This is a genomic window from Catenovulum sp. SX2 (assembly GCF_052056295.1).
Lineage (GTDB): Bacteria > Pseudomonadota > Gammaproteobacteria > Enterobacterales > Alteromonadaceae > Catenovulum.
Genome location: NZ_CP182493.1, coordinates 2,909,366 through 2,925,974, shown reverse-complemented (window position 1 = coordinate 2,925,974; position 16,609 = coordinate 2,909,366). Strand labels below are relative to the sequence as shown.

Annotated in this window: 13 protein-coding genes; 7 read left to right on the top strand and 6 right to left on the bottom strand. The window is 40.8% G+C overall.

Annotated features, from left to right (window positions below):
* Positions 1-20 precede the first annotated feature (20 nt).
* The 5 genes from ACMZOO_RS12215 to malQ all read left to right on the top strand — a co-directional run bounded on the left by ACMZOO_RS12215 (position 21) and on the right by malQ (position 7,461).
* Positions 21-1,043 carry an aspartate carbamoyltransferase gene (locus ACMZOO_RS12215; RefSeq protein WP_016955249.1) on the top strand — a complete coding sequence of 341 codons (1,023 nt, stop codon included), beginning with the start codon at positions 21-23 and terminating at the stop codon, positions 1,041-1,043.
* Positions 1,043-2,332: a glutamate-1-semialdehyde 2,1-aminomutase gene (gene hemL / locus ACMZOO_RS12210; protein WP_440903605.1), complete on the top strand. Its 1,290-nt coding sequence runs from the start codon at positions 1,043-1,045 to the stop codon at positions 2,330-2,332. Before ACMZOO_RS12215 ends, hemL begins: the two co-directional genes overlap by 1 nt.
* An 11-nt stretch (positions 2,333-2,343) precedes the next feature.
* The gene (locus ACMZOO_RS12205) at positions 2,344-2,703 is read left to right on the top strand and encodes a RidA family protein (protein WP_440906303.1); all 360 of its coding nucleotides are present in this window, start codon (positions 2,344-2,346) and stop codon (positions 2,701-2,703) included.
* Positions 2,704-3,051: 348 nt separating this feature from the next.
* Positions 3,052-5,241: a 1,4-alpha-glucan branching protein GlgB gene (glgB, locus tag ACMZOO_RS12200; RefSeq protein ID WP_440903604.1), complete on the top strand. Its 2,190-nt coding sequence runs from the start codon at positions 3,052-3,054 to the stop codon at positions 5,239-5,241.
* A gap of 36 nt (positions 5,242-5,277) precedes the next feature.
* Entirely contained in the window at positions 5,278-7,461 is a 2,184-nt protein-coding gene (gene malQ / locus ACMZOO_RS12195; protein ID WP_440903603.1) for a 4-alpha-glucanotransferase, read from the top strand.
* A 56-nt stretch (positions 7,462-7,517) separates the two neighbouring features.
* On the opposite strand, the gene ACMZOO_RS12190 is transcribed toward malQ, so the two are convergent.
* The gene (locus ACMZOO_RS12190; protein WP_440903602.1) at positions 7,518-7,895 is read right to left on the bottom strand and encodes a transmembrane 220 family protein; all 378 of its coding nucleotides are present in this window, start codon (positions 7,893-7,895) and stop codon (positions 7,518-7,520) included.
* A gap of 133 nt (positions 7,896-8,028) precedes the next feature.
* Between ACMZOO_RS12190 and ACMZOO_RS12185 the strand changes: the two genes are divergently transcribed.
* Positions 8,029-8,931 carry a hypothetical protein gene (locus ACMZOO_RS12185; protein WP_440903601.1) on the top strand — a complete coding sequence of 301 codons (903 nt, stop codon included), beginning with the start codon at positions 8,029-8,031 and terminating at the stop codon, positions 8,929-8,931.
* Positions 8,932-9,027: 96 nt separating this feature from the next.
* Positions 9,028-9,300, top strand: a complete 273-nt coding sequence (locus ACMZOO_RS12180; RefSeq protein ID WP_440903600.1) for a hypothetical protein — start codon at positions 9,028-9,030, stop codon at positions 9,298-9,300.
* On the opposite strand, the gene ACMZOO_RS12175 is transcribed toward ACMZOO_RS12180, so the two are convergent.
* The 5 genes from ACMZOO_RS12175 to ACMZOO_RS12155 form a co-directional block, all read right to left on the bottom strand.
* Entirely contained in the window at positions 9,297-11,768 is a 2,472-nt protein-coding gene (locus ACMZOO_RS12175; protein ID WP_440903599.1) for a tetratricopeptide repeat protein, read from the bottom strand. The genes ACMZOO_RS12180 and ACMZOO_RS12175 overlap by 4 nt on opposite strands.
* A gap of 29 nt (positions 11,769-11,797) precedes the next feature.
* A complete protein-coding gene (locus tag ACMZOO_RS12170; protein WP_440903598.1) occupies positions 11,798-14,029 on the bottom strand; it encodes a DUF3857 domain-containing protein in 2,232 nt (743 codons plus the stop codon).
* A gap of 87 nt (positions 14,030-14,116) precedes the next feature.
* Positions 14,117-14,950: a thymidylate synthase gene (locus ACMZOO_RS12165; protein ID WP_440903597.1), complete on the bottom strand. Its 834-nt coding sequence runs from the start codon at positions 14,948-14,950 to the stop codon at positions 14,117-14,119.
* Positions 14,947-15,762, bottom strand: coding sequence for a prolipoprotein diacylglyceryl transferase (gene lgt / locus ACMZOO_RS12160; RefSeq protein WP_440903596.1), 816 nt, complete (start codon positions 15,760-15,762; stop codon positions 14,947-14,949). The genes ACMZOO_RS12165 and lgt overlap by 4 nt, the downstream gene beginning before the upstream one ends.
* A gap of 18 nt (positions 15,763-15,780) precedes the next feature.
* Complete coding sequence (locus ACMZOO_RS12155) at positions 15,781-16,584, bottom strand: sulfite exporter TauE/SafE family protein (RefSeq protein ID WP_440903595.1); 804 nt, start codon at positions 16,582-16,584, stop codon at positions 15,781-15,783.
* Positions 16,585-16,609: the final 25 nt, after the last annotated feature.

The window sequence follows — 16,609 nt, the reverse complement described above, 5'->3', positions numbered from 1 at the left end:
GAGTTTGAGTTAGGTGACTGATGTTTAAGTTTGAAGGCGCAAATATCCTATCGGTTAATCAATTTGACCGCGAAAGTATCGAATATCTTTTCCGCATTGCCGATATGATGCAACCCTACGCACATAGGCAAAAACAAACCAAAGTTTTAGACGGTGCCATTTTAGGCAACCTATTTTTTGAGCCAAGCACACGCACCCGCGTAAGTTTTGGTACAGCGTTTAATTTATTAGGTGGCCATGTTCGTGAAACCACAGGTTTAAGTTCTTCAGCTTTGGCTAAAGGTGAGTCTTTATACGACACAGCACGTGTATTAAGTAGCTACAGTGATGTTATTGCCATGCGCCACCCAGATGCGGGTTCTGTTGCTGAGTTTGCCGAAGGCAGCCGTGTACCTGTTATCAATGGCGGTGACGGTGCAAATGAACATCCAACTCAAGCTTTACTCGATTTATACACAATTCAAAAAGAACAGCACGCCCACCACGCAGGCATAGACGGTATGCATATCGCTATGATTGGTGATTTAAAACACGGCCGAACTGTGCACTCATTGTGTAAATTATTGTGTTTATATCAAAATATTAAACTAACACTGATTTCGCCAAAAGAGCTTGCTATGCCAGCTTACATTGTTGATGCTATTAATAATGCAGGCCATGAGTGTATTATTACCGAGCAGTTAGAAGGCCATTTGGATGCCGATATTGTTTATCAAACGCGTATTCAACAAGAGCGTTTTGCCAGCGAAGCCGAAGCCAATTTGTATCGTGGTAAATTCCGCTTAAACCAAGCGATTTATACCCAACACTGTAAGTCGAATACTGTGATTATGCATCCATTACCACGCGACTCACGTGCCGATGCTAACGAACTAGACAACGACTTAAACTTAAATCCAAACCTAGCCATATTCCGCCAAGCAGATAACGGCGTACTCGTGCGTATGGCGTTATTTGCCACCACTTTGGGCGTACAAGACATCATTCAAAAATACGAAGCACCTGTGTGCTGGTATAGCAATAAAAGGGATACAGTAAACTAATGACTACTCGTTCAGAACAATTATTTGAAAAAGCCCAACAACACATTCCAGGTGGTGTTAACTCACCCGTTCGTGCATTTAAAGGTGTTGGTGGCACGCCAGTATTTATTGAAAAAGCAGACGGCGCATATATTTATGACGCTGACGGCAAACAATATATTGATTATGTTGGCTCTTGGGGCCCAATGATTTTAGGCCACAACCACCCTAGTATTCGCGAAGCTGTGCACAAAGCGGTTGATAACGGTTTAAGCTACGGCGCACCAACCGAAAGCGAAATTACTATGGCTGAGTTGGTTAAACAAATTGTGCCTAGCATGGAAAAAGTGCGCATGGTTAACTCAGGCACAGAAGCAACCATGACAGCTATACGTTTAGCCCGTGGTTATACTGGCCGTAATAAACTAGTTAAATTTGAAGGTTGTTACCACGGCCATGCCGACAGCTTATTAGTAAAAGCTGGCTCTGGCGCACTCACTTTAGGTGTACCTAATTCGCCTGGTGTACCAGCTGATTTTGCCAAACACACACTAACAGTTGAATTTAATAACCTAGAATCAGTTAAACAAATTTTTGCTGATTGTGGGGATGACATAGCTTGTATCATAGTTGAACCAGTTGCTGGCAATATGAACTGCATTCCACCAACTCAAGGCTTTTTACAAGGGTTGCGTGAAATTTGCGACCAATACGGCGCTGTGCTGATTTTTGATGAAGTAATGACAGGTTTCCGCGTTTCTTTATCTGGCGCACAAGGTTATTACGACATCACCCCAGATTTAACCACTTTAGGTAAAGTGATAGGTGGTGGTATGCCAGTGGGCGCATTTGGTGGTAAAGCGGAAATTATGAACCACATAGCACCAGATGGCCCAGTTTACCAAGCAGGTACGTTATCGGGTAACCCAATTGCTATGGCAGCAGGCATTGCTGCTTTAACTATGTTAAAAGAGCAAGCTGACAGCATTTATCCAACTATCACAAAGCTTGCTGAAAAGTTATGTATTGGCTTTAAGCAAGCGGCTGAAAAAGCAGGTGTTGCATTAACCACCAACCAAGTAGGCGGCATGTTTGGTTTCTTCTTTACCGATAAAGAAACCGTTACTAGCTACCAACAAGCCACTGAGTGCGACCAAGCTAAATTCCGCAAGTTTTATCAATTAATGTTAGAACAAGGTGTTTATTTAGCCCCCTCTGCTTTTGAAGCGGGTTTCACTTCAACCGCACACACAGAAGAAGATATAGCAAAAACCATCGCAGCCGCTGAAGTAGCTTTTGCCAAACTATAAAGGTAGACAGAATTTTGATTGAACGTATCGAAACTGGCCAACGTATGAGCCGTATTGTTAAACACAATGGCACCATTTATTTATGTGGTCAGGTTTGTAAAGACGCCAACCAAGGCATTAAAGAACAAACAGCAAGTATGCTAGAAAAAGTAGATGATTTATTGCTACAAGCTGGTAGTGATCGCAAACATATCTTGTCTGCAACTATCTACATTAAAGACATGCAATACTTTAAAGAAATGAATGAAGTATGGGACAACTGGGTGCCTGAAGGTTATGCACCAGCACGCGCTTGTGTTGAAGCAAAAATGGCACGTGATGTGTTATTGGTGGAAATTTCAGTTGTAGCTGCAGAAATTCAGCCAGCATAAGCTAAATTAATTCTTAGCTTGTCTCAAATACAAGATCTCAGGCTTTAACATTAAAGATAAAACCAGTGTTAAAGCCTGTTGTATTTATATCTATCACAGCAAAAACCTCGTATATCCTTTAACCCCTTTCAAGGTTAACTTGAAACCCCGCACAAAAACTTACATTTATTTAACACTCAAGCAAGTTTAAAATTTTATACCTTTGCATACGTATTCATTTTCCTGAAAGCGCTTTTGCACCTAAATTTACTAAACATACGTATGCAGAAGATTGCTGAAATTTAACCTAACGGCATACTTAGCTATTAGCATTTATTAACAATCCATTTACTGAGGTGGTGTATTTAAATGGACAAATTGTCTCTGCAACAACAAGCACAACTGATAGCGGATGCCCAGCATCCAGACCCTTATGCATTTTTAGGTGCACATAAAATAAATAACAGCACAATTCGTATTTGTGCGTTTTGCCCTGATGCAAAATCAGTTGCGATTGTTGATGCCAACAGCGGCAAACAAATTCGCCGCTTGGCAGCTGTAAAAAAGACTGGCGTTTATTCAGCCGAGCTTAAACAAGCAGAGATCCCAGCTTACCAATTAAAAGCGGTTTATCCGTCTGGTGAACATGTTTTTTACGATCCCTACTCGTTTTCACCAATCTTAGGTGACACCGACTGCCATTTAATTGCCGAAGGCAATCATCAAAAGTTATACAACAAACTCGGTGCACATTTAGTTGACCACCAAGGTGTGCGCGGCGTGAGTTTTGCTGTGTGGGCACCTGCAGCGACAGCTGTTTCTGTAGTCGGTGATTTTAACCACTGGGATGGGCGCAAACATTTAATGCGCAAGCGTCATGAATGTGGAGTATGGGAGATTTTTGTTCCTGAATTACAAGCAGGTGAACATTACAAATACGAAATTAAAGATCAGCACGGCAACTTATTACCATTAAAAGCCGACCCCTTTGGCTTTTCCGCGCAATTTAGACCAGATACCGCCTCTATTGTCAGCCAGCTAGAAGGCTTTGATTGGCAAGATCACAACTGGCTTGAAAAGCGCGCAGATAAAAATGCTAAAGATGCGCCCATGAGTATTTATGAAGTGCATTTAGGCTCGTGGAAACGCACTGAACAAAATCATTATTTAAATTATCGCCAACTCGCCGACGAACTGATCCCTTACGCCAAAGAATTGGGTTTCACCCACATTCAGTTAATGCCAATCAATGAATACCCATTTGATGGCTCTTGGGGTTATCAACCTGTAGGTTTATTTGCCCCAACTAGCCGTTTTGGTAGCGTGCGCGACTTTCAATATTTTGTCGACCAATGTCATCAACAAGATATCGGCTTATTGATTGACTGGGTGCCGGGTCACTTCCCAACAGATGCACATGGTTTAGGCCAATTTGATGGCACTGCCTTATACGAGCACCAAGATCCACGCCAAGGATACCACCCAGACTGGAACACCTTAATTTATAACTATGGCCGCACCGAAGTGAGCAACTTTTTGCGTAACAATGCAGCATTTTGGCTAGAACACTATCATATAGACGGTTTGCGCGTTGATGCGGTTGCTTCGATGCTTTATCTAGATTACAGCCGTGAAGAAGGTGAATGGATAGCTAACCAATACGGTGGCCGCGAAAACTTAGAAGCAATCGAATTTTTAAAACGCACCAATTACGAAATTGGCATTAACTATGCTGGCACTATCACCATAGCGGAAGAATCAACCGCATTTCCAAAAGTATCACACCCAGTTAAACAAGATGGGTTAGGTTTTAACTACAAGTGGAATATGGGCTGGATGCACGACACTTTGCAATATATGAGTCGTGATCCTATTTACCGCCAATACCACAGCAGTGAAATGAGTTTTGGTTTGGTGTATGCCTTTAACGAAAACTTTGTGCTGCCACTGAGCCATGACGAAGTTGTACATGGTAAAGGCTCTATCTTAGCGCGTATGCCTGGCGACACTTGGCAGCAGTTTGCAAATTTGCGTGCCTATTACGCTTTTATGTGGGCCCATCCAGGGAAAAAATTGTTGTTTATGGGAGGAGAATTCGCACAAGGAAGAGAATGGAATTACGAGACAGGTTTAGATTGGCATTTGCTGGATATTCATTGGCACAAAGGTGTGCAGCAACTAATTAAAGATCTAAACCATACCTACCAAGATACGCCTGCGCTTCACCAAAAAGATTGTGATGGCAGCGGCTTTTGTTGGTTAGAACATGAAAATGCCGACGCGATATTTTCTTTTATTAGATATGGCGAATCAGGCACACCACCGGCTGTAGTTGTATGTAATTTTACCGCTAAGCCACATCAAAATTATCGAATTGGTTTACCCAAATTAGGCTTTTACGCTGAAAAAATTAATACAGATGGACAAATGTACGGCGGTAGCAACCAAGGTAACGGTGGTGGTTTACAAGCAGAACGAACGCCGTGGCAACAACAAAACTACTCTGCGGAAATTACCATTCCGCCAATGGCCACAGTTATTTTTGAATTTAAAGGTTAATCGTGAATCAGCTTTATGCTGACTGAGGATAAGTGAATGAGTGCAATTTTACAGCTAGCCGAATTTTTGGGCATTCAATCTAGCTATCATGATATTTGGGGCAATGAGGTTTTTGCCACAGACCAAACGCGAGCGGCGCTACTCAATGCTATGGGTTTTGATATTCAATCGGATTCAGATGCATCTACAGCACTCGACCAATTGCAGCTAGAACAATGGCAACAAGGGTTAGAGCCCGTTTATATCATTGCTGCTGAAGCACAAACAGGTCAAATTGAGTTTAGCGTGCCTAGCAGTTTAACTAGTGAAAAAATTCATTGGTTGTTATCTGAAGAAACCGGCAAACTGCACCAGAAACAAATTAACTTTGCGCAGTTACAGCAAGTTTCAGAGCAAAATGTTGCAGAACAAACATTTAAAAAATATCGGTTAGACATACCAAACAATCTAACTTTGGGATACCACATGTTAGATTTGCGCATAGGTGAACAAAAGTACCTAAGCACACTGATAGTCGCACCGCGCACCTGTTATGGCCCTGAACAGGCTAGCGCAAATAAAATGTGGGGCGTTGCCGCTCAATTATATAGCTTAAAATCAGCACGTAATTTTGGTATGGGGGATTTTTCTGATCTAGCTAAACTGACTCAGCTAGCCAGTGAACAAGGTGCAGCTAGTATAGGGTTAAATCCATTACACCCACTATTCCCGGCCAATCCTGCCCACATCAGCCCATATTCACCAACCAGTCGTTCGTTTTTAAATACACTGTACATAGACGTCACAGCTGTGGCTGAGCTAAATGATAACGCCGAAATACGCGCGCAATTAGAGTCAACAGACTTTAAACAACAAGTAGCCGAGTTACAGCAAAAAGAACTAATCGACTATGTGGGTGTAGCTAATTTAAAACGCCCTGTTTTAGAAAGTTTGTATCAAACCTTTGTTGAAAAACACCTAAATACCCAAAGCCGACGTGCCCAGCTATTTAATGATTTTTGTGATGAAATGGCTGAGTCACTTAAAAGTTTGTGTTTGTACGATGCTTTGTATGAACACTTCCATACACAAGACAATAATGTTTATGGCTGGAAACAATGGCCTCAAGCCTACCAAAATCCAAATAGTGCTGAAGTACATGCTTTTGCTGAAACCCATAAAGATAGAGTAAGCTTTTTTAAATATTGCCAATGGTTAGCCGACCAACAATTAGGTGCAGTTGCCAAATTAGCCAAACAAAAAGGTATGCCAATCGGTTTATATTTAGACCTAGCTGTAGGTTGTGATGGCAGCGGCGCAGAAGTTTGGGCGGAACAAGATATTTTTGTCTCTGGTGCAGGTGTTGGTTGCCCACCAGACCTATTAAACCAGTTAGGTCAAGATTGGGGCTTAACGCCAATTAACCCATTTGCGCTACGCCAAAAAGCCTTTAGACCTTTTGTTGAAGCCCTGCGCAACAATATGCGCCATGCGGGCGCTTTACGTATAGATCACGTATTTGGCTTAATGCGTCAATATTGGATAGCTCCGGGCCAAGATGCACGCTCAGGTGCATATGTTAAGTTTCCGCTAGATGACTTGTTACGTATCATAGCGCTAGAATCACGCCGCTGTAACTGTGTTGTTATTGGTGAAGACTTAGGTACAACCCCAGCTGGCTTTGGTGATATAGCTAGCCAAGCAAAAATGCTTTCGTACAAAGTTTTGTATTTCGAAAACCACGCGGATGCTAGCTACATAACTGCGGCTGATTACCCTCAACATTGTATGGTGACAGTATCAACGCATGATCTACCTACAATCAAAGGTTGGTGGGAAGGCAACGACTTAAAATGGCGCACTGAGTTAGATTTATACCCTAACGAAGAAATGCGCATTAAAGAAAAAGACGGTCGAGTAGTTGAACGCACTGAATTGCTAAAAACCTTAGCTCAAGCTGGTCTGTTTGAAGCAACTGATGTTGATGTAACGGATTCACCATCCATGACAGATGAGCTGGCAATTGCAATTCAAAGCTTTTTAGCCAGCACACCAGGTGCTTTGTTTATGATCCCACTAGAAGATTTATTGGGGTTAAAAGAGCAAGTGAATATTCCGGGTACCACTTGGCAACATCCAAACTGGTTGCGTAAAACCCCTGTTGAATTAGATGTTTTATTTAAACAAAGTTATTCAGAAAAATTGGTTGCGGCGGTAAAAAATAACCGCCCGAATAAATAAGCGCCACTGAATTAATCTTTCATGTGAAAAGTCGGGAGATATCCCGACTTTTTCTATTAACTACGCCTGCGGTATACACACAACACAATAGCCCACACTAATAAAATCACTAAACCACCCGATTCATTAGAGTTTTGGATCATAGTTTGCCCAGTCGCGTCCCAATAATTGGCTGGGTGCAACCGATCTAAATGCAAATTGCCTTGGTCGTCTTGTAGTCTAAATAATAAACTACCAGCACAAAAACCAGCCCAAGTTGTTACCACAGAACTCGGCAGGGTTTTAAATGCACTCGCTGCAGTTAACGCAGCTGCCGCAACATACATTATTGTCCAAATCCACGCGTCGTGATTACCATATTGGCTCAAATCATTTAGCTGCAAATAAGCAAACACTAAAAACAGTGCTGCCATTAAAATTTTAATCCACTTCATTATCAATTCTTCGAGTTGTTAGTTACTCTCTCATACTACTTAATTTTTGCCAGTAACCAAGTGACTTTTTCCAGCAATTCGAACCAAAGGGTATACACTTAAATTATACCTGTGTGAAATTTAGTTAGTGTGAATGCTTAACCATATTAAATACTTAATCTGCTGCCTATTGTTGCTCGGCCAGCATGCCAACGCTGAATTAGCCGCAGCTAAACAGTTAGTGCGTTACAACAACTATTTCACCTTCGATTCATCCAACGAATTGCCTTACTACCCAGCGCTTTTAGACATGGCTCTAACATTGACCGAAGCAGAATATGGTGAATATCAATTAATTCCCGTCAAACTATCCACCACTCAAGGGCGCAGCCTTAAATTATTAGAACAAAACCAATATATAGATGTGCATTGGAGTGTAAGTAATTTACAGCGAGAAGCCGATTTACAAGCTATCTATGTGCCAATTAAAAAGGGCTTGATGGGTTACCGCATTAGTTTAATTCGCAAAGGTGAACAAGCCAGATTTAACCAGATACGCAGCATAGACGACTTAAAAGGCTTTCGTTTAGGCCAAGGTTTTAGCTGGCCGGATAGTTTAATTTTAAAAGAAAACCAATTATTGGTGGTACATGCCAATACACAAAACTTGCACTCTATGCTGCAAAAACAGCGGATAGATTTATTTCCACGCTCCTTCACCGAAGCTTGGCGGGAAAGCGCTGCTTTTGAGGATTTAGCGGTCGAATCATCTTTTGTGATTAGTTACCTCTCCCCAATGTATTTTTTCGTAAATAAACAAAATCAACAGTTAGCCAAACGTCTGGAGCAAGGGTTAATTATTGGATTAAAAAACGGTCAATTTGATCAACTTTTTTATAAACATAGAGCCCCAGCACAATCTTTTATCGACCAAGAGCTCGCCAAACGCACTCATATCAAACTGGTTAATCCGCAACTTTCGGCAAGAAGTTTACAACTCAGAGATAATCCGCTGTTTTGGGCTGTAAAAGAAAACAACCACCGAAAAAACAATTGATAATCATTATCATTTACAAAGTTAAATATCCAAGTATAATAACCTCCATCTTCAGATAAGACATGGGATCAATCTAACTTGGTCGGTTATATCAAAATGCTCAGATTAAACTTTTTCTCAAATCACACTTCAGTTAATCCAGACAAATCTATGTGTTTGACTGTACCTGTATATTTTAATTGGCAACTAAAAGCAGGCGACTATGTCAGTGTTGATTGTATTATGAATAAAACTTGTCATGGTGTAGTCAAGAAAATTTGCCAAGACAATAACAAGCTAACTTTTGTGCAGGTAGAGTGCCGCCAGTCGCAGCACTGTGTTGGATGGTTTTTATTAAAAAAAGTCAAAAAACAATATTGGTTGTTTTAACTTTGTTGGGCTAACCAATCTTGCAAACTAGCTACTTTGTTTTCGACTAGTTTTTGATCTAATTTTTTCGATAATTGAGTAAATTCGTCTAACTGGGCTTCAGACATTTCATAACCATTGTTTTTGGCAATTGTCATCCAAGCTAACGCATCTAACTCAGATGCTTTCACCACTATACCTCTGGCATACCAAAGTGCTAGTTCATATTGAGCATCAGCTTCTTGCGCTTTCACTGCTGTATATAAATAATCCAAGGCTTTTTGTTCATCAACTTCTACCCCTAAACCTCGGCGATAGACTTGCGCCAAACTAATATAACCATAAAAACCACCCGCTTTGACTGAAGCTTCATATAACTCTAATGCACGCTGATAGTCTTTTTTAACACCTTGACCATTTTCGTATAAATCACCTAAGTTGTTCAGCGCAATAGGAACACCTTGAACTGCGGCTTGGCTATACCAGTATGCGGCTTCTTGGTAATCAACCGGCGAGCTAATAAAATGGTAATAAATGCCTAAAAAGCTTTGTGCTAACGCATGGCGTTTGTGCGCAGCGGTAAAAACGTGTTTTATCCCTCTAACTTCATCTTTAGTTGCCCCTTCACCATAAAATAAGCCCATGCCATAAAAGTAATGAGCATCGCTGTACCCTACTTCCGCTGCCCGGCCAAACCAATAAATTGATGAAGGTAAATCTTGGTTTAACAATTCACCATAATAATACAGTTTACCTAGTTCATGCATAGCAGGCGCATATTCCAATTCAGCCGCTTTGGTGATGAGCTCCACCCTTTGCTGAGCATAAGATTCACTATTCTCATCTAACACTTGTTCTGCGGTTAAGAACAAAGCGCGTGGATGCTCACCAGCTTTTTTTAACCAAGTGTTTGCGATAGCTAAATCCGCTTCAACACCTAAACCTTTTAAGTAGATATCTGCCAATAACACATATGCATCAATAACCTTTTGCTCTGCAGCTTTGTTGGCAAATATAAGCGCTTGCTGTTCATTTCGTTCGAGTACATCACCATTAAGGTATTCTTTTGCAACTTCGAGCTGAGCTTGTTTGTCACCCGATTCAGCCAACTGCAACTTTTGTTGCCAGCTAACTTTTACTTCTTGTATTTTTGGGTGTTGAGCTAAGGCTTTAGCCCATAAATATGAGGTTTGTCGATAAGCTTTAGACTGTTCGGTTTGGCGTAAATATTTAATGCTTTTGTTGTAGTCTTTTTTAATCAACGCATTAATCGCAACTAAATAATTTAAATCACTTTGAGAACAAGAATCTGCAACCTCGTTAAGAATTCTGTGTTCTCTTAATTCGGTTGGATACTCAACATAAGACAATATGCGTTTATTGTCAGGATAAACCGTTTTGCTGTAGTCAAAATTACCGGTTAACTCTAAAACATAATCCACCATCAAGGTGGTAAAAATATCTAGCGCTTGTGGCTGAACAATTTTCGACATTTCTTCAGCAATCGACTTCATCAATGGCTGATCGTTGGCCATCACAGCACCAATAAACTGCATTTTTAACCCTAATACATTGGAATATTCCAATTGCATAGTTTCACCCAGTTCAATTGTTTGTTGGGCGTTATCCGACAAAATACTGTTTTCGGCTAATAACAAGGTACTCCAATAACTCGGACTGCTCTGCTGAACTTGATTGGCTAAATGAGCAGACAAAGGCAATAAACCAAGTCTTTGATATTGCACGGCCGAATATTGTTTATAGCCAGGATTTTCTGGCTCTAATGCACTGGCTTTGGCTAAATGACCAGCTGACTGCTGAATAAACTCAGCATTATCATAAACACAACCTAACGACTCGGCTTTTTGGTTATAAGCTTCGGCCAATTGAAATGCAAATTCAGCCAAGTTTGGTTCCATATTTTGTGCTATCGCAGCGGCTGCAATCGCAAGCTCGTGTTCACCTCGTTTAACTTTAACTTCCGATAAGGCTTTCCAATTCATTGCAGAATATGGGTTTTGTTGCATTGATTGATACAACAAATTTTCAAGCTTTTGCAAATAAGCGGGTTGATTCGCTTGGGCTTTTGGTTGGGTTTCTTGGGCTATTAAAAACTTAAGATACGCTGGTGAGATTAATTCGTTGTATAAAGATTTATCCAGTTGCTTGAATAACTTTTCTACTTGAGTCAAATCTGTCGCTTTGTTTACCAAAGCAAGACTAATTAAAACTCGGTAGTAATAAAATTGCGCGCGCACATTGTTTGGTTCACGCTGATATAAATTAGCTAAATACGCCTCGGCTTGCTGCAAACTGCTGATATCTTGTTGGTCAATTAACCAAGCCTGATACAAGTTATAACCTTGGGAAAATAACTCAGATCCAGCTAAATTAGTTTGTTTATTGCTAGCGAATTTATTGCTGTTAGAGGTTGTACCACAAGCAACTAAAGCAGTTAATAACAGCCCTTGAATTATCAATCTTACCATAAAGAATTTCCTATTAATTTTGGCTGTTATTAAGGCTGATAACCAAGTTCTGCAGCTTTAGCAAACGACTGTTTCGACGCTTCGATTTGTGTAGCAAACCCTTGCGCCGTTGCCAGCACATACCAAGCTTCACCATTGTTATTGTCTAAATCAACCGCTTTTTTCGCAGGTACAATCGCGTCACTAAATTTACCTTGCTGCAATAATTTACGTGCTTCAACTAGATAGATTTGCACACTGTCGCTGCCAAACTGATCTTTTGTTTGTTGTTTAACAATTTGCTGCACTTTATTCGGCTCGGTACGTAAACTGACTAACCAAGCGTCCAAACGCGACATTTGTTGTACTTTGGCATGGTAGTCTTGGTATTGTTTTGCATTGATATTGATGTCTTTGTGGGTAAATTCAATTGAAACCACATAATCGTCACCTTGTTTTTCACCCGTTTGAATTAGGTCAAAATAGGCATTTTGCATAGATGGGCTTGATTGCACCAAACTCGCTACTTTTTCCGCGCCCCCAATAAATTTGGCATTCAACTTAAGTGTGTAGGCATATTTATCTATGTACGGATTCACCCGCTCTTCTGGTATAGGTAAATTATTAAAATCGGCAAACATACCTAACAATTGGTTTAAGTTAGCACCATGGATTGGATTCGGATCATCTTGTTTATCAAAGTTGAATTTGGCAGATAAGGTCACTGGCGTAAATAAAGCTTCGGTGTTTAATACTTTACCGTCTAAATCAAACTCTAACCCTTGGCTATATAAACCTTTAAAAAACTGTTGTGTCGCAGCATTTTGTTCAGAGCTATGTTTATACCAACTGCGAATATGTTGCTCAAACATGCCTGAAAGCTCAATATCAACTTGCGCTTGGCTCGCACCTTGTTTATCAAGTTGGTAAACCATATTCAAAGTAGCTAAGTTTTCCGCAAAACCATCTTCGCCTATATCCAATAAACGACCACCTTGGCCATTAACAATTAATGCGTTTTGTCCAACCATAAAGTTGGACATACCCGGAAATAACCCTCTATCGCCAGTTGTGTCTAACCATAATTCTTTATGACCATCTTGTGCTGGAATGTAAACTATCATGTGGTCAAATATCAATCTAACTAGCTCAGTATCACTGTCGCCATTTCTCGGTGTTTCAACCAATGCAGGATAACTTTCTATACCCAATTCACGTAACATAGCAACAGCCAAAACAGTTTGGTCTTTACAGTCACCATAGCCTGCTTTTATCACTTCATCTGGGTAATGCGGATCGTAACCACCTCGACCTAAGTGGGCAAAAACGTATCTGACTTTATCTTGTAAATGTTGATAAACAGCTTGTACTTTTTGCTGATAATTTGCGTCTTGTCCTAAGGCTAATTCAGCTACTGCAGCTTTAACATTAATACTTGCAGGAAGTTTGTCTGCAACCTTATTCCAAGTCCATTCATCGACTACAGCCCAATCTTTTTGGGTGGAAATCATCATTTCTGGACGGACTTTATGCCCTCTTGGCATACGGCGCTCTACGACAATTTCTGGCACCTTGGTCATCTGCCAAGTGCGGGTTAACCATTCACCAGTTTGCTGATCAACCGATTGTTCAGGATGCTTTTGAAATGACTTGTTATAAATAGTTTTGTCGGCCAGTGTGGTAAAACTAAATTGATAGTTATGCACATAGTCGGCGCGCCAACTATCTTTTGCGACTTTTTCTTGAAACCAAAACGGCGTAGAACGCTCATTGTATAACTCAGCAAAAGCTAAATTGCGGCTTTTTTGCGTGTATTGAAATTCAATCACACTGCCTGCATGTACCTCAGGTAAAGAAAAAACCAACTCGCTGCTATCTGAATAAAAATCTTGCCCACCACCTGTGACACGGCGTTGCAATGCATCTTCTGCCAATGGGTTCAGTTTACCTTGCGGCGATAAACTATTGGCAAAATCTAAATTCATGTCTGAATAATAATGATTAAATGGAATAACAATACGGCCATAATCGCGTGCAGCGGCTAGGTCATTAATCCGAATTGAATAGTATGAAGTACGTTGCCAATGGCCATCAGCTTGTAACTTGGTTTGGCTAATAGAATACAAAACTTCGGCAGAGGGAGCGGCTTGTTTAATGGAAACTTGCTCAGATAAAGCTGGTGCTAACCGAGCGTTTGTCTGTTCGGCAGTTGCTTGTGATGCTCTGGCTAAAAAAACGCTAAATAACCCTATAAGTAAATAAACATAAACAGATTTTTTCATACTATCCTTATCCTGCAATCGTCCTGAGCTATAGCTTATAGCCAAAGTGTTAACTATAAGCATAGCACAAGGTTTTAATCCACTAAGCTAAACTGAAATCGGCGCTTTAATATGTGGATGTGGGTCGTAACCAACCAACTCAAAGTCTTCAAACTTGAAGTCAAAAATAGATTTAACGTCAGGGTTAATTTTCATTTTTGGCAAAGCTCTTGGCTCACGACTAAGTTGTAATTTAGTTTGCTCTAAATGATTTAAATATAAATGCGCATCACCCAAAGTATGCACGAAATCACCTAAACCTAAATCACACACTTGCGCTATCATCATAGTAAACAGAGCATAGCTGGCAATATTGAATGGAACACCAAGGAAAATGTCTGCACTGCGTTGATACAACTGGCAGCTCAACTTGCCATCGGCCACATAAAATTGAAATAGTGTATGGCAAGGTGGTAAAGCTTGTTTGCCGTTAGCTGCATTTTCATCTGGTTTAACCCCAGCATCAGGTAATACAGCTGGATTCCATGCGCTGATAATTAAGCGACGCGAATCTGGATTATTTTTAATTTGTTCAATTAATTCGGCTAACTGATCTATGCTACCACCATCAGCTGTTGGCCAACTGCGCCATTGCGCGCCATATACTGGACCTAGTTCACCTTCTGCTGTTGCCCAGTCATCCCAAATTTTTACCCCATTGTCGTTTAAATATTTAATGTTGGTATCACCATCAATAAACCACAACAATTCATGAATGATAGAGCGCAAATGACACTTTTTCGTGGTCACAAGCGGAAAACCTTCAGCTAGGTTAAAACGCATTTGATAACCGAACACGCTGATGGTGCCCGTGCCAGTTCTGTCTGCTTTAGTTGTGCCTGTATCTAATACATGCTGCATTAGGTCTAAATACTGTTTCATGCTTGTTTTACCTGCTGTTGTGAATTCTGTTTATGATAGCTCCAAATAATCAAAGCTAATCCGGCAATTATCATTGGCATTGATAATAACTGACCCATGGTTATCCATCCACCCATAAAGTCTTGCAAGTGTGCGTCCGGCTCACGGAAATATTCTATGATAAAACGGAAAGATCCGTAACCTAATGAGAATAAACCCGCAACTGCGCCAGCCGGCGGCGACATTTTGCGATATAGGTTTACCAAAATAAATAACACCAAACCTTCTAAGAAAAATTCGTATAACTGCGACGGGTGACGAGCAACACCACCGGCATTTGGAAAAACAATCGCCCAAGGCACATCAGTTTGTCTGCCCCAAAGTTCGGCATTGATAAAATTACCAATACGGCCGGCACCTAAACCAATTGGCACCATAGGCGCGATAAAGTCAGCCACCTGCACAAATTTAGTGCCACTTTTATGCGCAAACCAAAACATAGCGGCAATCACACCTAAAAAGCCGCCGTGGAACGACATGCCACCAGTCCATATTTTAAAGAGATACGCTGGATCAGCCAAAAAGGTTTCAAATTGGTAGAAAAACACATATCCAATACGGCCACCCAAAATCACCCCAATAAAACCATAAAAGAGTAAATCACTTAGTTGCTCTTTACTCCAAAAACAGTCTCTATCATTGACACGTTTATTGGCTAAATACATAGCACCAACAAAACCAATTAGATACATAAGACCATACCAACGAAGTGCCAATGGGCCTATTTCTATGATCACAGGATCAATTTGTGGAAACTGCAAAAATTCTTGCACTGTGTTACTCCAAATAAATTAAAAACTAACAAACATCTTAATTGCAGACGCTGTTAATGCGAGCCCTAAACAACTGCGAATAACTCGCTCGGAAAAAAAGGTCGCCATTTTTGCCCCTAAAGGCGCAAAAACAACCGAAGTTGCAATAATGCCAAAAAACGCTGGTAAATAAATATAACCAACAGTGTAAGGTGGCATATCTGTTTCGTTTGCACCGGCAATAATGTAACTAAACGAACCAAATACGGCTATTAGTAAGCCACAAGTTGCAGAAGTTCCCACAGCTCTGCGAGCTTCTAAACCAAGCCAAATAAGTGCAGGCCCTAACATAGTGCCACCACCGATGCCGACCAAACTTGAGATTAACCCAGTAATAAAACCAATTAATGACAACCAAGAGCGGCTATGACCATAATCAGCAACCGGCCTAACATAGCGTTTACCAAAGGTGACATAAATAGCTAACGCGGCGCAAAATACCCCAAAGATCACAGATAAACCCGAGTTGTCCATTTGTGAACCAAGCGTAGCCCCTAACATAGCGCCAAACATTAAACCCGGAAACAAACTAAATACCGCAGGCCAAACCACGTTATTGTTTTTTCGATGAGAATAAGTTGAAGAAATAGCGGTAAAAACTATAGTTGCCAACGAAGTACCAACAGCGATAACCATAACTTTATCGGCTTGAATACCCACCCAAGGCAAGACTACAGATAACAAAGGTACAACAACTAAACCACCGCCGATACCTAAAAAACCAGCCAAAATCCCGGCTATTACGCCCGTTACCAGAAATATGGCGGCAAACATAAACTCCATTGATTAAAACTCCACGCGCACTATT